14 protein-coding genes and 3 pseudogenes are annotated in these 15,383 nt (G+C 57.3%); 6 read left to right on the forward strand and 11 right to left on the reverse strand.

What is annotated here, in order from left to right; all coding sequences use genetic code 11:
• Positions 1 to 499: 499 nt before the first annotated feature.
• Positions 500 to 1,234: a substrate-binding periplasmic protein gene (locus ACYZTU_RS14640; RefSeq protein WP_461963754.1), complete on the forward strand. Its 735-nt coding sequence runs from the start codon at positions 500 to 502 to the stop codon at positions 1,232 to 1,234.
• A gap of 433 nt (positions 1,235 to 1,667) precedes the next feature.
• On the opposite strand, the gene ACYZTU_RS14645 is transcribed toward ACYZTU_RS14640, so the two are convergent.
• A protein-coding gene (locus ACYZTU_RS14645; protein ID WP_461963757.1) for an IS3 family transposase occupies positions 1,668 to 2,830 on the reverse strand; the annotation gives its coding sequence in 2 pieces (ribosomal slippage) (positions 1,668 to 2,575 and positions 2,575 to 2,830; 1,164 coding nt in all).
• Between the two features lie 516 nt (positions 2,831 to 3,346).
• On the opposite strand from ACYZTU_RS14645, the gene ACYZTU_RS14650 reads away from it, so the two are divergent.
• The gene (locus ACYZTU_RS14650) at positions 3,347 to 4,612 is read left to right on the forward strand and encodes an IS256 family transposase (RefSeq protein ID WP_461963759.1); all 1,266 of its coding nucleotides are present in this window, start codon (positions 3,347 to 3,349) and stop codon (positions 4,610 to 4,612) included.
• Positions 4,613 to 4,753: 141 nt separating this feature from the next.
• Here the strand turns inward: ACYZTU_RS14650 and ACYZTU_RS14655 are convergent.
• The 5 genes and pseudogenes from ACYZTU_RS14655 to ACYZTU_RS14675 all read right to left on the reverse strand — a co-directional run.
• Positions 4,754 to 4,933, reverse strand: a pseudogene (locus ACYZTU_RS14655) (ABC transporter substrate-binding protein); the annotation flags it as partial.
• 37 nt (positions 4,934 to 4,970) lie between these two features.
• Positions 4,971 to 6,190 (reverse strand): IS3 family transposase gene (locus ACYZTU_RS14660; RefSeq protein ID WP_461963761.1). Its coding sequence is split into 2 segments (ribosomal slippage): positions 4,971 to 5,845 and positions 5,845 to 6,190, totalling 1,221 coding nucleotides; the frame shifts between segments, so codons are not numbered across the junction.
• Between the two features lie 69 nt (positions 6,191 to 6,259).
• Positions 6,260 to 6,646, reverse strand: a pseudogene (locus ACYZTU_RS14665) (transporter substrate-binding domain-containing protein); the annotation flags it as partial.
• Positions 6,640 to 6,801 (reverse strand): hypothetical protein, encoded by a 162-nt coding sequence (locus ACYZTU_RS14670; protein ID WP_461963763.1) that lies wholly within the window; start codon positions 6,799 to 6,801, stop codon positions 6,640 to 6,642. The pseudogene ACYZTU_RS14665 and the gene ACYZTU_RS14670, both read right to left, overlap by 7 nt.
• A gap of 45 nt (positions 6,802 to 6,846) precedes the next feature.
• The gene (locus ACYZTU_RS14675) at positions 6,847 to 7,764 is read right to left on the reverse strand and encodes a LysR substrate-binding domain-containing protein (RefSeq protein WP_461963765.1); all 918 of its coding nucleotides are present in this window, start codon (positions 7,762 to 7,764) and stop codon (positions 6,847 to 6,849) included.
• Between the two features lie 391 nt (positions 7,765 to 8,155).
• Between ACYZTU_RS14675 and ACYZTU_RS14680 the strand changes: the two genes are divergently transcribed.
• The 3 genes from ACYZTU_RS14680 to ACYZTU_RS14690 all read left to right on the forward strand — a co-directional run bounded on the left by ACYZTU_RS14680 (position 8,156) and on the right by ACYZTU_RS14690 (position 11,658).
• A complete protein-coding gene (locus ACYZTU_RS14680; RefSeq protein WP_461963766.1) occupies positions 8,156 to 9,385 on the forward strand; it encodes a CaiB/BaiF CoA transferase family protein in 1,230 nt (409 codons plus the stop codon).
• Entirely contained in the window at positions 9,382 to 10,176 is a 795-nt protein-coding gene (gene scpB / locus ACYZTU_RS14685; RefSeq protein WP_461963768.1) for a methylmalonyl-CoA decarboxylase, read from the forward strand. The genes ACYZTU_RS14680 and scpB overlap by 4 nt, the downstream gene beginning before the upstream one ends.
• 129 nt (positions 10,177 to 10,305) lie before the next feature.
• Positions 10,306 to 11,658 (forward strand): SLC13 family permease, encoded by a 1,353-nt coding sequence (locus tag ACYZTU_RS14690; protein ID WP_461963769.1) that lies wholly within the window; start codon positions 10,306 to 10,308, stop codon positions 11,656 to 11,658.
• A 9-nt stretch (positions 11,659 to 11,667) separates the two neighbouring features.
• Here the strand turns inward: ACYZTU_RS14690 and ACYZTU_RS14695 are convergent, their stop codons facing one another.
• Together ACYZTU_RS14695 and ACYZTU_RS14700 are read right to left on the reverse strand one after the other, a co-directional pair.
• Positions 11,668 to 11,832, reverse strand: a complete 165-nt coding sequence (locus ACYZTU_RS14695) for a hypothetical protein (RefSeq protein WP_461963771.1) — start codon at positions 11,830 to 11,832, stop codon at positions 11,668 to 11,670.
• A 329-nt stretch (positions 11,833 to 12,161) separates the two neighbouring features.
• A complete protein-coding gene (locus ACYZTU_RS14700; RefSeq protein WP_461971202.1) occupies positions 12,162 to 12,368 on the reverse strand; it encodes a hypothetical protein in 207 nt (68 codons plus the stop codon).
• Between the two features lie 19 nt (positions 12,369 to 12,387).
• Here ACYZTU_RS14700 and istA point away from each other — a divergent pair.
• Positions 12,388 to 13,101, forward strand: a pseudogene (gene istA / locus ACYZTU_RS14705) (IS21 family transposase); the annotation flags it as partial.
• A gap of 53 nt (positions 13,102 to 13,154) precedes the next feature.
• Here the strand turns inward: istA and ACYZTU_RS14710 are convergent.
• The 3 genes from ACYZTU_RS14710 to ACYZTU_RS14720 are packed head-to-tail and all read right to left on the reverse strand — an operon-like array spanning position 13,155 to position 15,380.
• Positions 13,155 to 13,499, reverse strand: a complete 345-nt coding sequence (locus ACYZTU_RS14710) for a DUF3325 domain-containing protein (RefSeq protein WP_461963773.1) — start codon at positions 13,497 to 13,499, stop codon at positions 13,155 to 13,157.
• Positions 13,492 to 15,063, reverse strand: a complete 1,572-nt coding sequence (locus tag ACYZTU_RS14715; RefSeq protein ID WP_461963775.1) for a PepSY-associated TM helix domain-containing protein — start codon at positions 15,061 to 15,063, stop codon at positions 13,492 to 13,494. The genes ACYZTU_RS14710 and ACYZTU_RS14715 overlap by 8 nt, the downstream gene beginning before the upstream one ends.
• Positions 15,064 to 15,083: 20 nt before the next feature.
• On the reverse strand, positions 15,084 to 15,380 hold the full coding sequence (locus tag ACYZTU_RS14720) for a hypothetical protein (RefSeq protein ID WP_461963778.1): 297 nt from the start codon (positions 15,378 to 15,380) through the stop codon (positions 15,084 to 15,086).
• Between the last annotated feature and the right edge of the window lie 3 nt (positions 15,381 to 15,383).

Here is a 15,383-nt window from a genome sequence, read left to right on the forward strand (position 1 = left end):
CCACTCCGAGCAAGCTGATACGACGGCTCAGGCTAGTTGTGTCGGTGCCGCATGACGTAAAAACAACATATGGAAATCACTAACTCAGCATTTCGGCTCAAGCATTTTGGTCGTGCTATGCGAACGTCGAAAGCTGATTGTAGTCGGCTTTCTTCAGCGCAGTTGCTGTCATCAGAGTAACGCATCGACCAACCCTTTAGGGGGCACGTAATTCTGAAGAAATGCAACTAATTGCCGATCTACTGCGCCGCAAAAGCAAGTATTAAATATTCGTTACAGGTCAAATCGTAAAACTTGTGCAGCTAAAACAGCTAAAACAGCTAAAACAGCTAAGTAAGATAGTTTCTGATCACGCAGATCTTAAACTTAAATCCATCTATAATGCATTCCCGCAATCGCAATGCTCTGAACAGTGCTATAAACTAGAAAATAATCTGATACAACATAAGATTTTCGCTTGCAAAACGCGAAGCCTCTCCCAGTGCGCTAAGGCTGCTTAATGAAATTCATGCTTGGTTGCTTAGTCTCCGTTTTTACCTTTTCCACTCTTGCAGCAGATATTCGGATGCTTACGGATATCCATCCGCCACTGCAGTTCCTCCAAGGTGATGAGTTGGTGGGCTTTGGCGTCGATTTAGTGAAGGCTGTCGCTGAGCAAACTGGAGATAAAGTACGCATCGACCAACTCCCCTGGTTGCGCGCCCTACATGTCGCCAGCACTGAGCCTGACGTTGGGGTATTTATCATCTTGCGAACACCCGAGCGGGAGAACCAATACCAGTGGGTCGGCCCATTGATGGAGGTAGAAACAGCATTGTACGCGGGGAGCGGAATCAAGGAACCAGTGCAAAATCTCAAACAGGCGAGCGTTGCGGGAAGAATTACTCTTCCGCGCAAGTGGCTTGCTTACGATTATCTAAAAAAACAGGGTTTTACCAATCTGTACGGGGTGGACACCCCGGAGCAAATGATGCGGCTGTTGCGCATGGGACGGACAGATTTAGTGGTCGCTGACACGATGTCGCTCGCTACGCTGGCTCATGAGGCGGGTATGGAACGTCGCCATTTACATTATCAGATGCCATTGATGAAACAAGGAACCTATATCGCATTCTCGCTGCAAACCGACGCCCACCTGATAGCGCGCTGGAAGCAGGCACTCGAAAATATGAAAGGCGATGGACAGTTGAATCGATTGAAAAAGCGATGGTTAACCGATCACAAGATGCCGTAACCACGCTCCAGTTAGCAGTATTCCCACGATTCCAAACGCCGTTAAAACACAAAATTGGCACCGCTTCACTTTCACTGCTCCAACTCGAAAAATCTCAGCAAAAAAAGACGACTGCGTTGCAGGGGACGCCGCCCCCGATGCACAGGGTCGGCATCATTGCTTAGCTTTTGGGCATCAGCACTTTGTCGATAACCTGGATGGGGTGCATAGAGAAAACGGAAAAAATCGTACGATAAGTCCTGCTGACAGTCTGCGAGCCTTGCGATGTGCAGTCGGTGTCCGAATGGAGTGCGCCTCAACCTGGCGTCAGGTCGACCACTCGCGCTGCTGGCCGGGATCTCAAAACGCATCCGCCTTCACCGAAGCCATCAGCAGCATTCGGAAGAAACTCGCTAAGACTTTATGAGAACTGCGGTGGGTCACGGTGTAGTGGTCAACTAATCCCGGACACGACGTTAAGTTTTTCTTCGGCCCGAGCTGGCGCCAGCCCACCGTTGAATTGATGGGGCCGAATCCAGTTGTACCGATGCATCAAGAAATGGCTGATATCGCGTTGGGTTTCTTGAGCAGTTCTGTAACCCGTGGTCGGTATCCATTCAGTTTTCAAGCTGCGGAACACGCGCTCCATCGGCGCGTTGTCCCAGCAATTCCCCCGACGACTCATGCTCTGACGCATGCGATAACGCCACAGTCGCTGGCGAAATAAACGACTCGCATACTGCGACCCTTGATCCGAGTGAAACAGCAGGCCCTGAGGCCTTCCCCGTTGTTCGTAAGCCATATCCAGCGCCTTGATAACCAGCTCGGCATCCGGCTTTTCCGATAGCGCCCAGCCCACCACCCGGCGCGCGCAAAGATCCATCACGACAGCCAGATAGTGCCATTTCCCCTGAGCACAAATGTAGGTGATGTCGCCGCACCACACCTGGTTGGGTGCCGAGACATCGAACTCCCGATTCAAGATGTTCGGGATATCCAACCGTTCAACCGTCGCTCGTTTATAGGCATGAGAACCTGGCTGTTTGCTGACGAGGTCAAGCTCACGCATCAAGCTGCGCACTTTGAACCGACCGAGTTGCTCACCATCGTCACGCATCAACGAGAGGATGCTACGGCTGCCGGCAGCACTGCGACTTTGTGAAAACAACTCGCTCACCCGGCTGCGCAACCGAAGTCGTTCGACATCCGGCGTTCGGCGCTTTAGGCGGTGGGCGTAGTAACTTGAGCGGTTGATTTCAAATACGTTGCATAGCCAATCAACCGGCTCATGGACGCTCAGCTGATGGATCAGCGCGTACGCTCGTGATCTTCCGACATCAAGAGCGCGGTAGCCTTTTTTAATATCGATTTTTCCCGTTCAAGCCGGGCGATCCGGGCTTCCAGCTCCTGGATTTTCTGCTGCTCCGGTGTCAGCGCTTTGCTCTGCGGGGTAACACCTTTGCGCTCCTGCTGAACCTGGTCGACCCAACGGCGTAGTGCCGACTCGCCGACGCCGAGTGAACGGCTGGCTTCGATGTAGCTGTAGTTTTGCTTGAGCACGAGTTCGGCAGCCTCGCGTTTGAATTCAGCAGAAAAGGAACGGCGTTGTTTGGTCATCTGACACCTCGATCTGGCGAGCATTCTCGCCTAAATGGGTGTCCGGTTTCATTAGACCACTACACTTCATTACGACCTGAAGAGTCGTACGCGAGTGCCTTGGCGCGCTCATAGCTAAGCACAGGTATCTATTTCAAATACCCGAGTCTCACCACAAGGTTTCTCAGGTTGCTCCAAGGAGGGGTGAATGTGCTGCTTGATTTGTGCTCAACGTACATGTTTGCAACGTTCAATCGGTGATTGGGAAGAGCGTTACTGTGGCGCCTGCGGGTATTACAGGGTTTCTAGAACCCTACTGCTCATTATGGAAATACAGGGACTCAAGTCTGATATCGTGCAAACGCGAATCTGGCTGTCAGCTATCCGAAAGAGTGATCCTATTCCTGGTATCGTCTCGGAGAACGCGATTTGTGTTGAAGACTTTCCTAAAGATGGTCTGAAAAAGCCTCCTGAGGGTGTAATTAGTTTTGTGTAAACGGTCATTTGGCAGGAGACTGCCTACCCCAAGGAAATCCAATGACCGAGCCAAAACCCAAGCGAGCCAAACGAGTCAAACGAGTCAAGCCTGATCCTGAACTGGTTAAACTGGCCGACAGTCTGCTGGCCAATTACAAAAAGCCCGAAGATCTCATCGGCGAAAACGGCCTGCTCAAACAGCTCACCAAGATGCTGGTCGAGCGGGCCCTTGAAGCCGAGATGACCGAACACCTGGGGCACGACAAAAGCGCGACGATCACCAACACCGCCGCCAATGCGCGCAACGGTCACAGCGGTAAAACCCTGAAGGGCGACTTCGGCGAACTGCCGCTCGACATCCCTCGCGACCGGCAGGCGTCCTTCGAGCCGCAGTTGGTGGCCAAGCATCAAACCCGCTGGACGGGCTTCGATGACAAAGTCATCTCGCTGTACGCTCGCGGTTTGAGTGTCAGAGAAATTCAGGCGCACTTGCAGGAAATGTACGGCACCGAGGTCTCTCCCAGCCTGATCTCGGCGATTACCGACGCGGTGAGTGATGAGGTCAAACTCTGGCAGGCGCGGCCGCTGGACGCGCTGTACCCGATCCTCTATCTGGACTGCATTCACGTCAAAGTGCGCGATGCCGGCGCCGTGCGCAACAAGGCGGTTTATCTGGCCATCGGCGTCAACATGGCGGGTCACAAAGAGGTGCTGGGCTTGTGGATCGCGCAAACCGAAGGCGCCAAATTCTGGCTGCAAGTGGTGACCGAACTCAAGAATCGGGGCGTGCAGGACATCTTCATCGCCTGCGTGGACGGCCTCAAAGGCTTCCCTGAGGCGATTGAAACGGTTTACCCGAAAGCCGTCGTTCAGCTGTGCATCGTGCACATGGTGCGCAACAGTTTGAACTTCGTATCGTGGAAACGGCAGAAGGAAGTCGCGGCTGACCTCAAGCTGATTTACACCTCGGCCACCGCCGAGCTGGCTGAGCAACGGCTCTGCGAATTTGAAGCCAAATGGGACGCCGAGTACCAATCGATCAGCCTGTCATGGCGACGAAACTGGGCTCGGGTGATTCCGTTTTTTGACTATCCAGCCGAAATTCGCAAGGTGATCTACACCACCAATGCCATCGAATCGATCAACATGAGCCTGCGTAAAGTGATCAAAACGCGTGCGTCATTTCCGACCGACGAGGCGGTGATGAAGCTGTTTTATCTGGCGCTGAACAACATCAGCAAAAAGTGGACAATGCCGATCCGGGACTGGAAAGCGGCTTTGAATCGCTTCAGTATCCAGTTTGAAGATCGGCTGTTAACGGTTTAATAGAAATCCCGTTTACACAAAATCAGGGACACCCTCCCGTCCGAAGCATTTCACTCTCCTTGTTTTTGTTAGGGTGAGATGAAGGTAACGCTGAAGCAGCGCTGTCCAAGCTACTGCTTTGCTTAAAGTATCGGGGCCGTTCTATTGAGCGCCGTAGACGTCATAATTGAAATACTTCTTGTTGATACACGTGTAAGTGCCGTTGGCGAGAATGGTCGCGAGGGCTTTGTTCAAGTCTTCACGCAGCGCCACATCATTCTTGCACATGCCGATGCCATCACCGACACCAAAGAAATTCGGGGCACTCAGCATGGCGCCCGCTGGATTTGCCCCTACAAAACCGGACACCAACTCCCCGTTAAATTGATGCAGCTGCCAAGCGCCTGAACTCCCTCGGCGAGCGATAGTTCAAGGCACTGTGCGGATGCTGCTCGTTGTAATGCTCAAAGGCAATTGCCAGGTTACGCAGCGCCGTTTCCCGATCCGGTTTGGGCATGTGCGCCACGTAGTCACGCTTGATCGTCTTCACGAAGCTCTCCGCCATCCCGTTGCTCTGCGGGCTGCGAACTGGCGTGGTCACCGGTTGCAAGCCGATCTGCCGAGCAAAAAGGCGCGTCTGTTCGGCCGTGTATGCCGAGCCGTTATCGCTTAGCCACTGCACCGGCGTTGTCGGCAGCTGATCACCAAAACGCTTCTCCACGCTTTCCAGCATCAAATCGCGGATGTCATCGCCGCTGTACCCGGTCGGGCTCGCGACCCAGCCGATGGCCTCGCGATCACAGCAATCCAGGGCGAAGGTCACGCTCAGTTTTGCGCCGTCCTCGCAGCGGAACTCAAAGCCGTCCGAGCACCAACGCGTATTGCTGGTCTTCACGGCAATACGGCCTTCGTGCCGACGCGGCACACCGGGCTGTTTGATCCGCCGCTCAAGCAACAAGTTGTGATCACGCATGACCCGGTAAACCCGCTTCACGTTGATCGCTGGCAGCGACTGGGTTTCACGTTCGCGGCGCAGTAATCCCCAGACACGACGGTAGCCGTAGCTGGGCAACTCGCTGACTTGCTGTTGGATTTCCATCACCAACTCAGCATCGTCCACAGGTCTGCTTCGCCGTACTTTGGGCGATACCGATTGTTTGATTCGAACCGTTAATTGCGAGCGCGCCACACCGAGACATTCGCTGACCAGCTTCACTGGTCGTCCCCCGGCAACAAGGGTGAGTGCGCAATCCATTTTCGCGACCGGGCAATCTCCACGGCCTCTTTGAGGATTTCTGCTTCCATCGTTTTCTTGCCCAGCATCCGTTGCAGTTCACGGATCTGCTTGAGCGCATCACTCAGCTCGGAGGCCGGCACCACGGCCTCGCCAGCACTGACCGCCGACAGGCTGCCGTCCTGGTAAAGCTTGCGCCACAGGAACAACTGGTTGGCATTAATGCCGTTGCGCCGGGCCACCACCGAAACGCTTTGTCCGGGCTCAAGGCTCTCTCGAACCATGGCCAGTTTTTGCTCTGGGCTCCAGCGGCGCCGCCGCTCCTGGCCCAAAAGCTCACCACTCTTATCGTTGCTATTAGTCATAAACATAACCGTTTGCCTATCCCTTATCGTAAGGGGGAAACGGTGTCCTGTCTTTCATGGGGCTCGTTCACCCGCAAACTTGTAGTCCTTACCCTCCGGTTTATTTATAAACCCATAGCTAGCTTGAATGGAAACTTGCAGAGAGGCATCGAGCCGCCCCACCACCAGGTCGGCGTACACCTGATCCTGATTCTGATAAGAGAGAATTTCGACCCCCTTCGACCCCCAAACGGCTTTCGCATAAGCTTCCTGGATAGAGCCCTGTTCCACACCAACGCGTTTGTCTTTCAGCGATGCGAGTGTCGGCAACAAGTCTGATCCGCGTTTGACGACCAAACGTGCCGGAGCGTTGAAAACCTTGTCGGTAAACGCAATTTGCTCAAAGCGTTTTGGGGTCATGGTCATGGTCATCGACGATGCGACGACGTCGAACTTGCGGGTCAGCAGCCCTAGAATCTGATCACGGCTACGTCTTCAGCCATTTGCGTGACTGAGGGAGCACCATCGACCGTTTGGCGATAATTGATGATGCGCAGCGCCTCTTTGTCGAACTCATCGACCGGAGAACAATCGGCCTCTGCCAGCCCTGCCGCCTCGACGAGGCTCATCATTGCCCCCGACGACCGTCCCAAAACCGTACAGAATCCAATGCCCCATTACTGCCCATCTGCCCATCCCGGCTGCCGCCCGAATTCCTCGAACAGCTCGAAAATGGTCGACTTGACCTTCTGCACGGCATTGCTCTCTACAACCGTGTCATGCCAGCACAGCGAAAGATCCCGCTTGAACAGTCGATGATCGATCCTGGCCAGTTTAAGCCTGTGTTGCACAAGCTCAACATGGGCAGCGGCCCACGGCAGGATCGTGACACCGAGCTGCGCCTTGACGGCTGAGAACAACAGGTCGGTGGAATTGGCTTCGAACTCAACCTCGCATTTCAGGCCGGCCTCCTGCAGTGCAAATTCGACCCGACTGCGAATTGTGTTCGGGGCACAGGGCAGCACCAGCGGCATCTTCGCCAATGCCTCAATCGACACCGGCTCATCCGATAATGCAAATTCCGGCCACGCCACCAAGTACAGCGTTTCGGTTAACAGCCGCCGGAAAGCCATGCCCCGGGTTTCGACCGCATCGACATTCACCGCAAGTGCCACCCGCCCAACAGTGATCAGGCGCCCCAGGTCGGCGCTCGGGGCATCGATCAACTCCAGCTTGATACCCGGATATCGACTGCGAATCGTACGAGCGAGCGGAATCGCCAACACCCGAGCCGTACTCGACGGCATGCCGACTGACACTTTGCCTTGCGGGAATTCGGCGTCCTGGCGCAGTAGTTCCTGGGTGCCGTCGGCTTGGCGCAGCAGTTCGATGGCATGCCGGTAAAGTGTCTGACCGGCCGCAGTGGGGACCACGCCATGCACGCTGCGCTCAAGCAGTTGCATATCCATATCCAGTTCCAGATTGCGCATCTGCTGGCTGATCGCGGGCTGCGCAATATGCAGCGCTTCACTGGCGCGGGTGATGTTGCCGCATTCGACCACCTTGATGAAATACCGCAACTGGCGCAGGTCCAAGCGTACCTCCTAAGCCATATGAGTTTCCGATGGATGCAGAGGAATATCATATTTGAAGCTTATGAGATACGTCGCCTAGACTCGTCTCACAACAAACGAAGCGCTAACGGTCGTCAAAGACAAGCAGCGCCTCAATAGGCCTGATCAAGGTCAATGTGAGATCTTAATGTCTAGAGTACTAACGACATCAGCAACGAGCGTGAAGCCCATCAAAACGCCACTGACGCTAGTAGATTCACGGCTTCTGGACGGACTACGCGGGATGAGTTCTGCATGGCGTGGATTCGGGATCGCCACCTTCGTCCGGGATACTGATCCTGCCGTTTGCCGTCAAAACCGTGATCAGACCTTGCCGCAATAGCCCGCACTCAACCCTTCACTGGAGAACCCTATGCAAGCTTTGCAAGGCGTGAAAATCGTCGACCTGAGTCGCGCACTGTCGGGGCCGTTCTGCACCATGGTGCTGGCAGACCTCGGTGCCGATGTGATTAAGATCGAGCCCGGCCCAACTGGCGACATGAGCCGCACCTGGGGCCCCTTCGACCGGGGCGTGAGTACCTACTATTTATCGTGTAACCGCAACAAGCGCGGCATGTGCATTGACTTCCGCAATCCCAAAGGGCTGGCTACCATCCAGCAGCTGATCGATGACGCCGACGTCGTCATCGAGAACTTCAAACCCGGTACGCTGGAAAGCATGGGCCTCGGTTATGAGGTGCTCAGCGCACGCAATCCCCGACTGGTGATGGGCAGCATCAACGCCTTTGGCGCCGACGGGCCGATGAGCAGTTGGCCGGGTTTCGACCAGATCGCCCAAGGCTACTCGGGGCTGATGAGCCTGACCGGTTTCGTCGATGGCGACCCGACGCGCACCGGCACCGCCATCGGTGATTTGACCTCGGGCATGTGGTTGGTGACAGCTGTGCTGGCCGCGCTGCTGGAGCGCGAGCGCACCGGGCGCGGTCAGCATGTCAGCACGTCGCTGCTGGCCAGCCTGGTCGGATTGCTGAGTGTGCACGGCCAACGCTACCTCAGCCTGGGCGATGTGCCGCGTCGCAGCGGCAACGCCCATTCGGTGATTGCGCCTTACGGCGTGTTCCAGACAAAGGATGGCCCGCTCAATCTGGCGCCGATCACCTCGGCCATGTGGGTGCGTTTGTGCGTACTGCTCGATCTTCCCGAGCTGCCGGCCGATCCGCGCTTCGCCACTAATGAAGCGCGGGTCGAACGTCGTGACGAATTGCGAGAGATTCTGGAAAGCCGTTTGAAAACCCGCAGCAAACGCGAGTGGACCACGCTGTTCGTTGATGCAGGACTACCCGCCGGCCCGATCAACACACTTGATGAGGTCTTCGACGACCCGCAGGTGCTGCACAGCCAATTGACCGAGACACTTACGCACCCGACACTCGGCGCGCTGCGCCAGGTAGTGACCCCGGTATTCGGCGCCTCTGACGGCGTTGCCAGCCGCCCACCGCCACTGCTTGGCGAACATAGCGTCGAAATACTGCGCGAAGCCGGGTTCGACACTTCATCAATCAATGCACTGCTCGCCGCTAAAGTAGTGTTCCAGGACTCCGACGACATGACCTGCGCGCAATCAACAGGAACCGCACAATGAATCCAGCCTCTTGCGCTACCGTGACCGTCAACCGGGTCGATGAACGCATCGCGCGGCTGGTCTTCAGCAACCCCACCCACCGCAATGCACTCAGCGCACAACTGCTGACGGCGCTCGACGAAAGCCTGGTTGCCCTGGCGTCAGAACGCGTCCCGGTGGTGATCCTCGGCAGCGAAGTCGGCCAATCCGTGTGGAGTGCCGGCCATGATATCCGCGAACTGCAACACGATCGCGACCCGATTGCCTACGGCAAGCCGCTCGAACAAGTATTGCGCCGCATCCGCGCTTATCCCGGCGTGGTGATTGCCCTGGTGTCGGGCTCGGTATGGGGTGGCGCGGTGGATCTGGTAATGAGCTGCGACATGGTCGTCGCGGATCACAGCGCAAGCTTTGCCATGACTCCAGTGAATATTGGATTGCCGTACACCACCAGCGGATTGCTGCGCTTCTTCAACAATTTGCCGATTCATGTGCTCAAGGAGATGTTTTTCACTGCACAGAAGCTTGATGCCCAGCGCGCGGAACGGTTCGGGTTGATCAACAGACTGGTCGACGAAGATGTGCTGGAAGCGACCGCACATGAACTGGCGCAGGGCATCGCCAGCAAAGCGCCGCTGGCCGTTGCGGCAGTCAAGGAACAGCTGCGCATCCTCGAAGACCTGCAACCGATGCCGGTGCAGGCGATGGAACAGATTGCCGAGCTGCGCCGACAAGCCTGCGAAAGTGTCGACTTTGGCGAAGGGCTGGCAGCCTTTGCCGAGCGCCGGCCGGCCATATTTAGTGGCAAGTAGCACGACAGATCCCTGGCGCACTCGTTATGGCCCGCACGGCCTGACGTGAGTCGCTTGCTCCACATCCCGAAAAAATAACAACAAGGACGGTACCTGCGGGACCGTCCGACTGCGGGGAGTCAGATTGAAATGAATAATGAGATTCTGTCGATTTTGGTATTGGTGGTCGTTTTCGGCATCGCCAGCGTATTACCGATCAACATGGGGGCGCTGGCATTCGCGGCGGCCTTTATCGTCGGTTCGGTGATAATGGACATGACACCGACGATTATCTTCGCCGGTTTTCCCAGTGACCTGTTCCTGACTCTGGTTGGGGTGACCTACCTGTTCGGCATCGCCCAGAACAACGGCACCATCGACTGGCTGATCGAAAGGGCGGTGTTGATGGTGCGCGGCCGAGTCGCGTTGATACCTTGGGTGATGTTCGTGGTGGCGGCGCTGCTCACCGGTTTCGGTGCGCTGAGCCCTGCGGTGGCGGCGATCCTGGCGCCTATTGCTCTGAACTTTGCCGTGCAATACCGCATCAACCCGGTGCTCATGGGACTCATGGTGATCCACGGCGCCCAGGGCGGCAGCTTCTCGCCCGTGAGTATTTTCGGGGGCATCACCAATCAGATCGTCGAGTCCTCGGGACTGCCTTACGCGCCGACCACTTTGTTCATCTCCAGCCTGCTGTTCAACCTGGGAATTGCCATGGTGGTGTTCGTGGTTTTCGGGGGCTTGCGCAGCGCTCGGCTGTCCCTGGTGGCCGTCGCGCCCGGTCCCGGGTTGCATGCCGCTGGTGCATCGCTGGCCATTCTTGGCCACGGCGGTACGCCGGCTTCCCCGGCTTATCACCGCGCCGACCTGACAGGCGCCGGAGCGCCGCTGCAAACCGTCCACCGCCTGGACTGGGCCAAACTGTCGACGCTGGCAGGGCTGTTGGCTCTGGCGGTCTCGGCACTCGTGTTCAAGTTCAATATCGGCCTGGTGGCCATGACGGTCGCGGTGGTCCTGGCCATGTTCGCGCCCAACGCGCAGAAGGCGGCTATCGACAAGGTCAGTTGGTCGACCGTGTTGCTGATCACCGGAATCATCACTTATATCGGAGTGATGCAGCGCATCGGCACCATCGACTATGTCGCCCATGGCATCTCCAGCCTGGGTGAACCGCTGCTGGTGGCTTTGCTGCTGTGCTTCACCGCCGCCATAATCTCGTCCTTTGCCTCGTCCACGGCCTTGCTTGGGGTGATCATTCCCCTGGCCGTGCCGTTCTTGAGCCAGGGCCAGATCAGTGCGGTCGGTGTGGTCGCGGCCATCGCCATTTCCACCACCATCGTCGACACCAGCCCGTTCTCCACTAACGGCGCGCTGGTGGTGGCCAATACGCCGGAGCGGGAGCGGGAAAAAGTCTTGCGCAGCCTGCTGATCTACAGCGCGGTGATTGCCCTAGTGGGACCCTGTGTCGCCTGGTTGACTCTGGTGGTGCCCGGGGTCCTTTGAATCATCGGGTCAGGCCTGATCAGCCTGCAGGACCCATTCGGGACGCAGCCCCAGTTCGCCAATCAATTCGACGATCGCGGCTTTGACTTTCTGCACGGCATTGCTCATGACACCGGTGCGATGCCAGCACAGTGAAAGCTCGCGGGCGAACTGCAGGTGATCGACCTTAGACACTTCGAGCTTGCGTTAATGCAGTTCCAGGTAAGCGGCAGACCTGGGTAGGACGGTGACATATCCACGCCCAACGTTGGGCGTAATACAAAAACCTCCCATCGAAGGAAGACGCCAAGCCCAACACCTTTGGCTGTGTGTTCGCAAAGAGCTGTGACCTTCCTAACGGTGTGATCGACTACAAGAAACCAGCCGGGTTTATCCCTGTCGAGAAAGTGTCCAACTACGGCGAACTCTCCATTCTTGGTGGTCGTGAAACGGATGCACAAGGAAACACCCGCCTCAAGATAATCGGTGGTAGCGCCCTACCGACTGCACTCGGAACACTTGTATTAGGCGGAGCTGCTGCTACTGCGGGTGCGTCCTTTGGCGGACTCTGCACAGCTGCTGCTGTCGCTACTGGAACTGCTGCAACGGGTGCGAGTGCTGCTGGCGGTGTAGGGGTAGTTACTGGTGGTGTTGCTGTTGGAGCCTTGGGGGGGGTCCAGCACCTGCGCGCCGTTAATCGCCGCCACACGCCATGCGATCAGAAACGACAATAACGACAGCAAAAAACCGACGGTGAATATCCGTGCGTGGCGAGGGGCTCAGGGCAAAGCGCTGCAAAGCCTTTGTGCCGCTGACATTTGCGCTTGGTGACGCGTTTCAGTTTGACTGGAGCGAAGAGGGTTTGCTGATCGGCGGTATTTACCGACGCATGCAGGTGTCGCACCTGAAGCTGGGCGCCAGCCGTGCATTCTGGCTGGTGGCTTATCCAAGCCAAGGTCATGAGATGTTGTTCGACGCGCATACGCGCATACGCGCTTGTTCAGCGCTTTGGGCGGCGTGCCGCGCCGAGGCATTTACGACAACATGAAAACGGCCGTCGACAAGATCAATAAAGGCAAAAGCCGGACGGTGAATACGCGCTTCGCGGTGATGTGCGCGCACTACCTGTTCGATCCGGACTTCTGCAATGTCGTTTGGGAGAAGGGTATCGTTGAGAAGAATGTGCAGGACAGTTGGCGGCTTATCTGGCTAGACGCTCAAGGTTATCAATTTCACTCCCTTGAGGAACTCAATACCTGGTTGGCACAGCGCTGCTGCGCACTCTGGAGTGAGCTGCCGCACCCGCAATACGATGGGCTGAGTGTGGCCGAGGTGCTGGAATTGGAGCGGGCCGAAATGATGCCCATGCCCACTGCATTCGACGGTTACATCGAACGAACTGTGCTGGTTTCCAGCAGCTGCCTGATCTGTGTGGGTCATCGGCGGTGGCGTTCACCTGCAAAGCCGAGGCAGTGCCACGGCCGCTGACGTAGGCGCAAAGTCACTGAGCCACGGCGCTACTCCGCAAGGTCACTGCTTTGCCTGGTTGCACGGGCAGGCCAGAACCTCGCCAACCAACGGGGTCGCCAGCTTAAGGTCAGGGCCACAATCAGCGTTGCCACCGCCAGCAGCATCACCCAGAGCATGATGGACATAGCCAGCGAACCACTCGCTAAAGTGCAAGCCAGCGACAGCAGTAGCGCCAGGCTGCCAGAGGCTCGCAGACTGGCCTTGCGGCCTGCAGACAGATGATGTGAGCCATGTACCTGACGCCAGTGGCTATTCAGTGCCAAGGCGATCCAGACAAAACCCAGCACCGCCAGCACTAGTGCGAGAAGGATGTAGAGTGTTGAGTCAGACACTTACGGCCTCCTTGATCTGTTTCTGCGGGAATCGGCGCTGCAGTTTGCGCGCGGCCTGCAAGGCGAGCAGCGCTGCCGCCAGCAGACACAGGTCCATACCAGCGACTGCCCCGTTGCCGTTGAGTAGCGTGTTGCCCAGATGGGCACCGGTGGTCAGCCAGTTCGACATCATCGCCAGCACGGCCAGCAGCGCAATCGCAGCACACTGCTCCACCCAGGCTCGCAGGTAGCCGAAGCGCAGGTCATGCAAGACGCGCAGCAGCGCATGGGCTGCTGCGGTGAGCCAGATGGCATAGAAACTCAGCACTTCGCCGCGCTCGCGGGGCAGCCCGAATACCTGCTCCTGCAGGGGCAGCCAGCGGTTGGCCAAAAAGAACGCAAGCGTCGCGAGGATCACGCCGCACACACCGGCAATGCTCAGCACATCCATTACCGCTACGCCCAACGAGCCTTGGCGTTGCTGTTTCTTTCGCCGTGCCTGGGTCCAGAAGAACAGCCCGGTGGCGATCACCACGCAACCGCCGAGCCCGCCAAGGAAATACAGCCAGCGTAGGGCGTCATGACGGAACTGGATGTAATGCATGCCGGCGATGAAGTTCCAGGCGGTTACCGTTGCCGAGGCCTGAAAACGGCCGATGGCCCCACCGCTACCGCTGGCAAAGCGAAAGTTGTCGATGTCCTTGGTCACAGTTGTGTGGCTGGTGCGGCGCAGGAGCACATTGCCGTTGGCATCCTTGGGGTTATTGATCCGCATCAGGTAGACCGAGCCCGGCCCCCAATGCTGCTCGGCATGCGCCACCATGGGCTGCAGCGCGGCCAGTTCGCCTGGTTGCCCGCTGGCCCGCAGGCGTTCACGCCCGAGGACTTCACCCTGGAAGGCGCGTTCCGCGCTCATTCCTGGCTTGCCCTGCTCGCTGTAGGTCTGCTCCGGTGCGGCGGGATAGTAGATCGAGAAGGCGATGATCAGCCCGGATAGGGTGATCAGCAGGTGAAACGGTAGCAGTGCTACGCCGGCTACGTTGTGCACATCCAGGGTGCTGCGACCGAAGGCTCGTTGCAGGCGTAGGGTGAAGAATTGGCTGAACAGCTTGTGGTGGATGACGATGCCGGAAATCAGTAGGCAGAGCATCGCCATACCGGCGATGCCGACCAACCAAGCCCCGATATCCTTGTAGCGAATAGTCAGGTTGTGATGGAAGGGGTAGATAAAACCACTGGCTCCCAGCGTCATGGGCTTGGACAGCGGTTCCATGGTAATCGGGTTGAACAGGTCGCGGCTGCTTTTGCGCGCCTCCTCGGTGCCGTAGCTGAGGGTCAGAAAGGGGGTGCGCTCAAGAGGCAGGACGATGGTCCAGACCTTTGATGCCGCCGCCCGCTGTTCGAGCATGGGGCGAATATCGCGGTCCAGCGACGGGCGCTGCATGCTGTCATCCCAGTGCAGGCGAGTACTGGGCATCATCCAGCGGTCGACTTCCTTGTCGAATACCGACACGGTGCCGGTCCAGAACACGGCAAACAGTAAGGTACCGAGCAACACTCCGGCCCAAGTATGCATCTCGGTCATGCGGCTTCTGAATCCCGTTTTCATGGCTGCCCCTGCACAATCAGTAGTGCAGCTGTGGCCAGCACGCTCAGCCCGCCGAGCAAGAGCCAGGCATGCAGTCGGCGCTCGCGGGAAAAGGCCCAGAGCAGCAACAGCAACAGATAAACGAATCCAAGTATGATCGCCAGCATCACGGCATCCCCTCGGCTCATGCCTGCCCACCAGGCCAGGCGGCCGCTCAGGCCGACCAGTTGTGCACTTGCAAAGTAAGCCAGTGTACAGATGCCGATGACGTGCGTGGCCGTCGCGGTCGGTAGTGCTATGTCGCGCAGTTGCATGTC

Source organism: Pseudomonas sp. HLT2-19-2 (assembly GCF_054898005.1).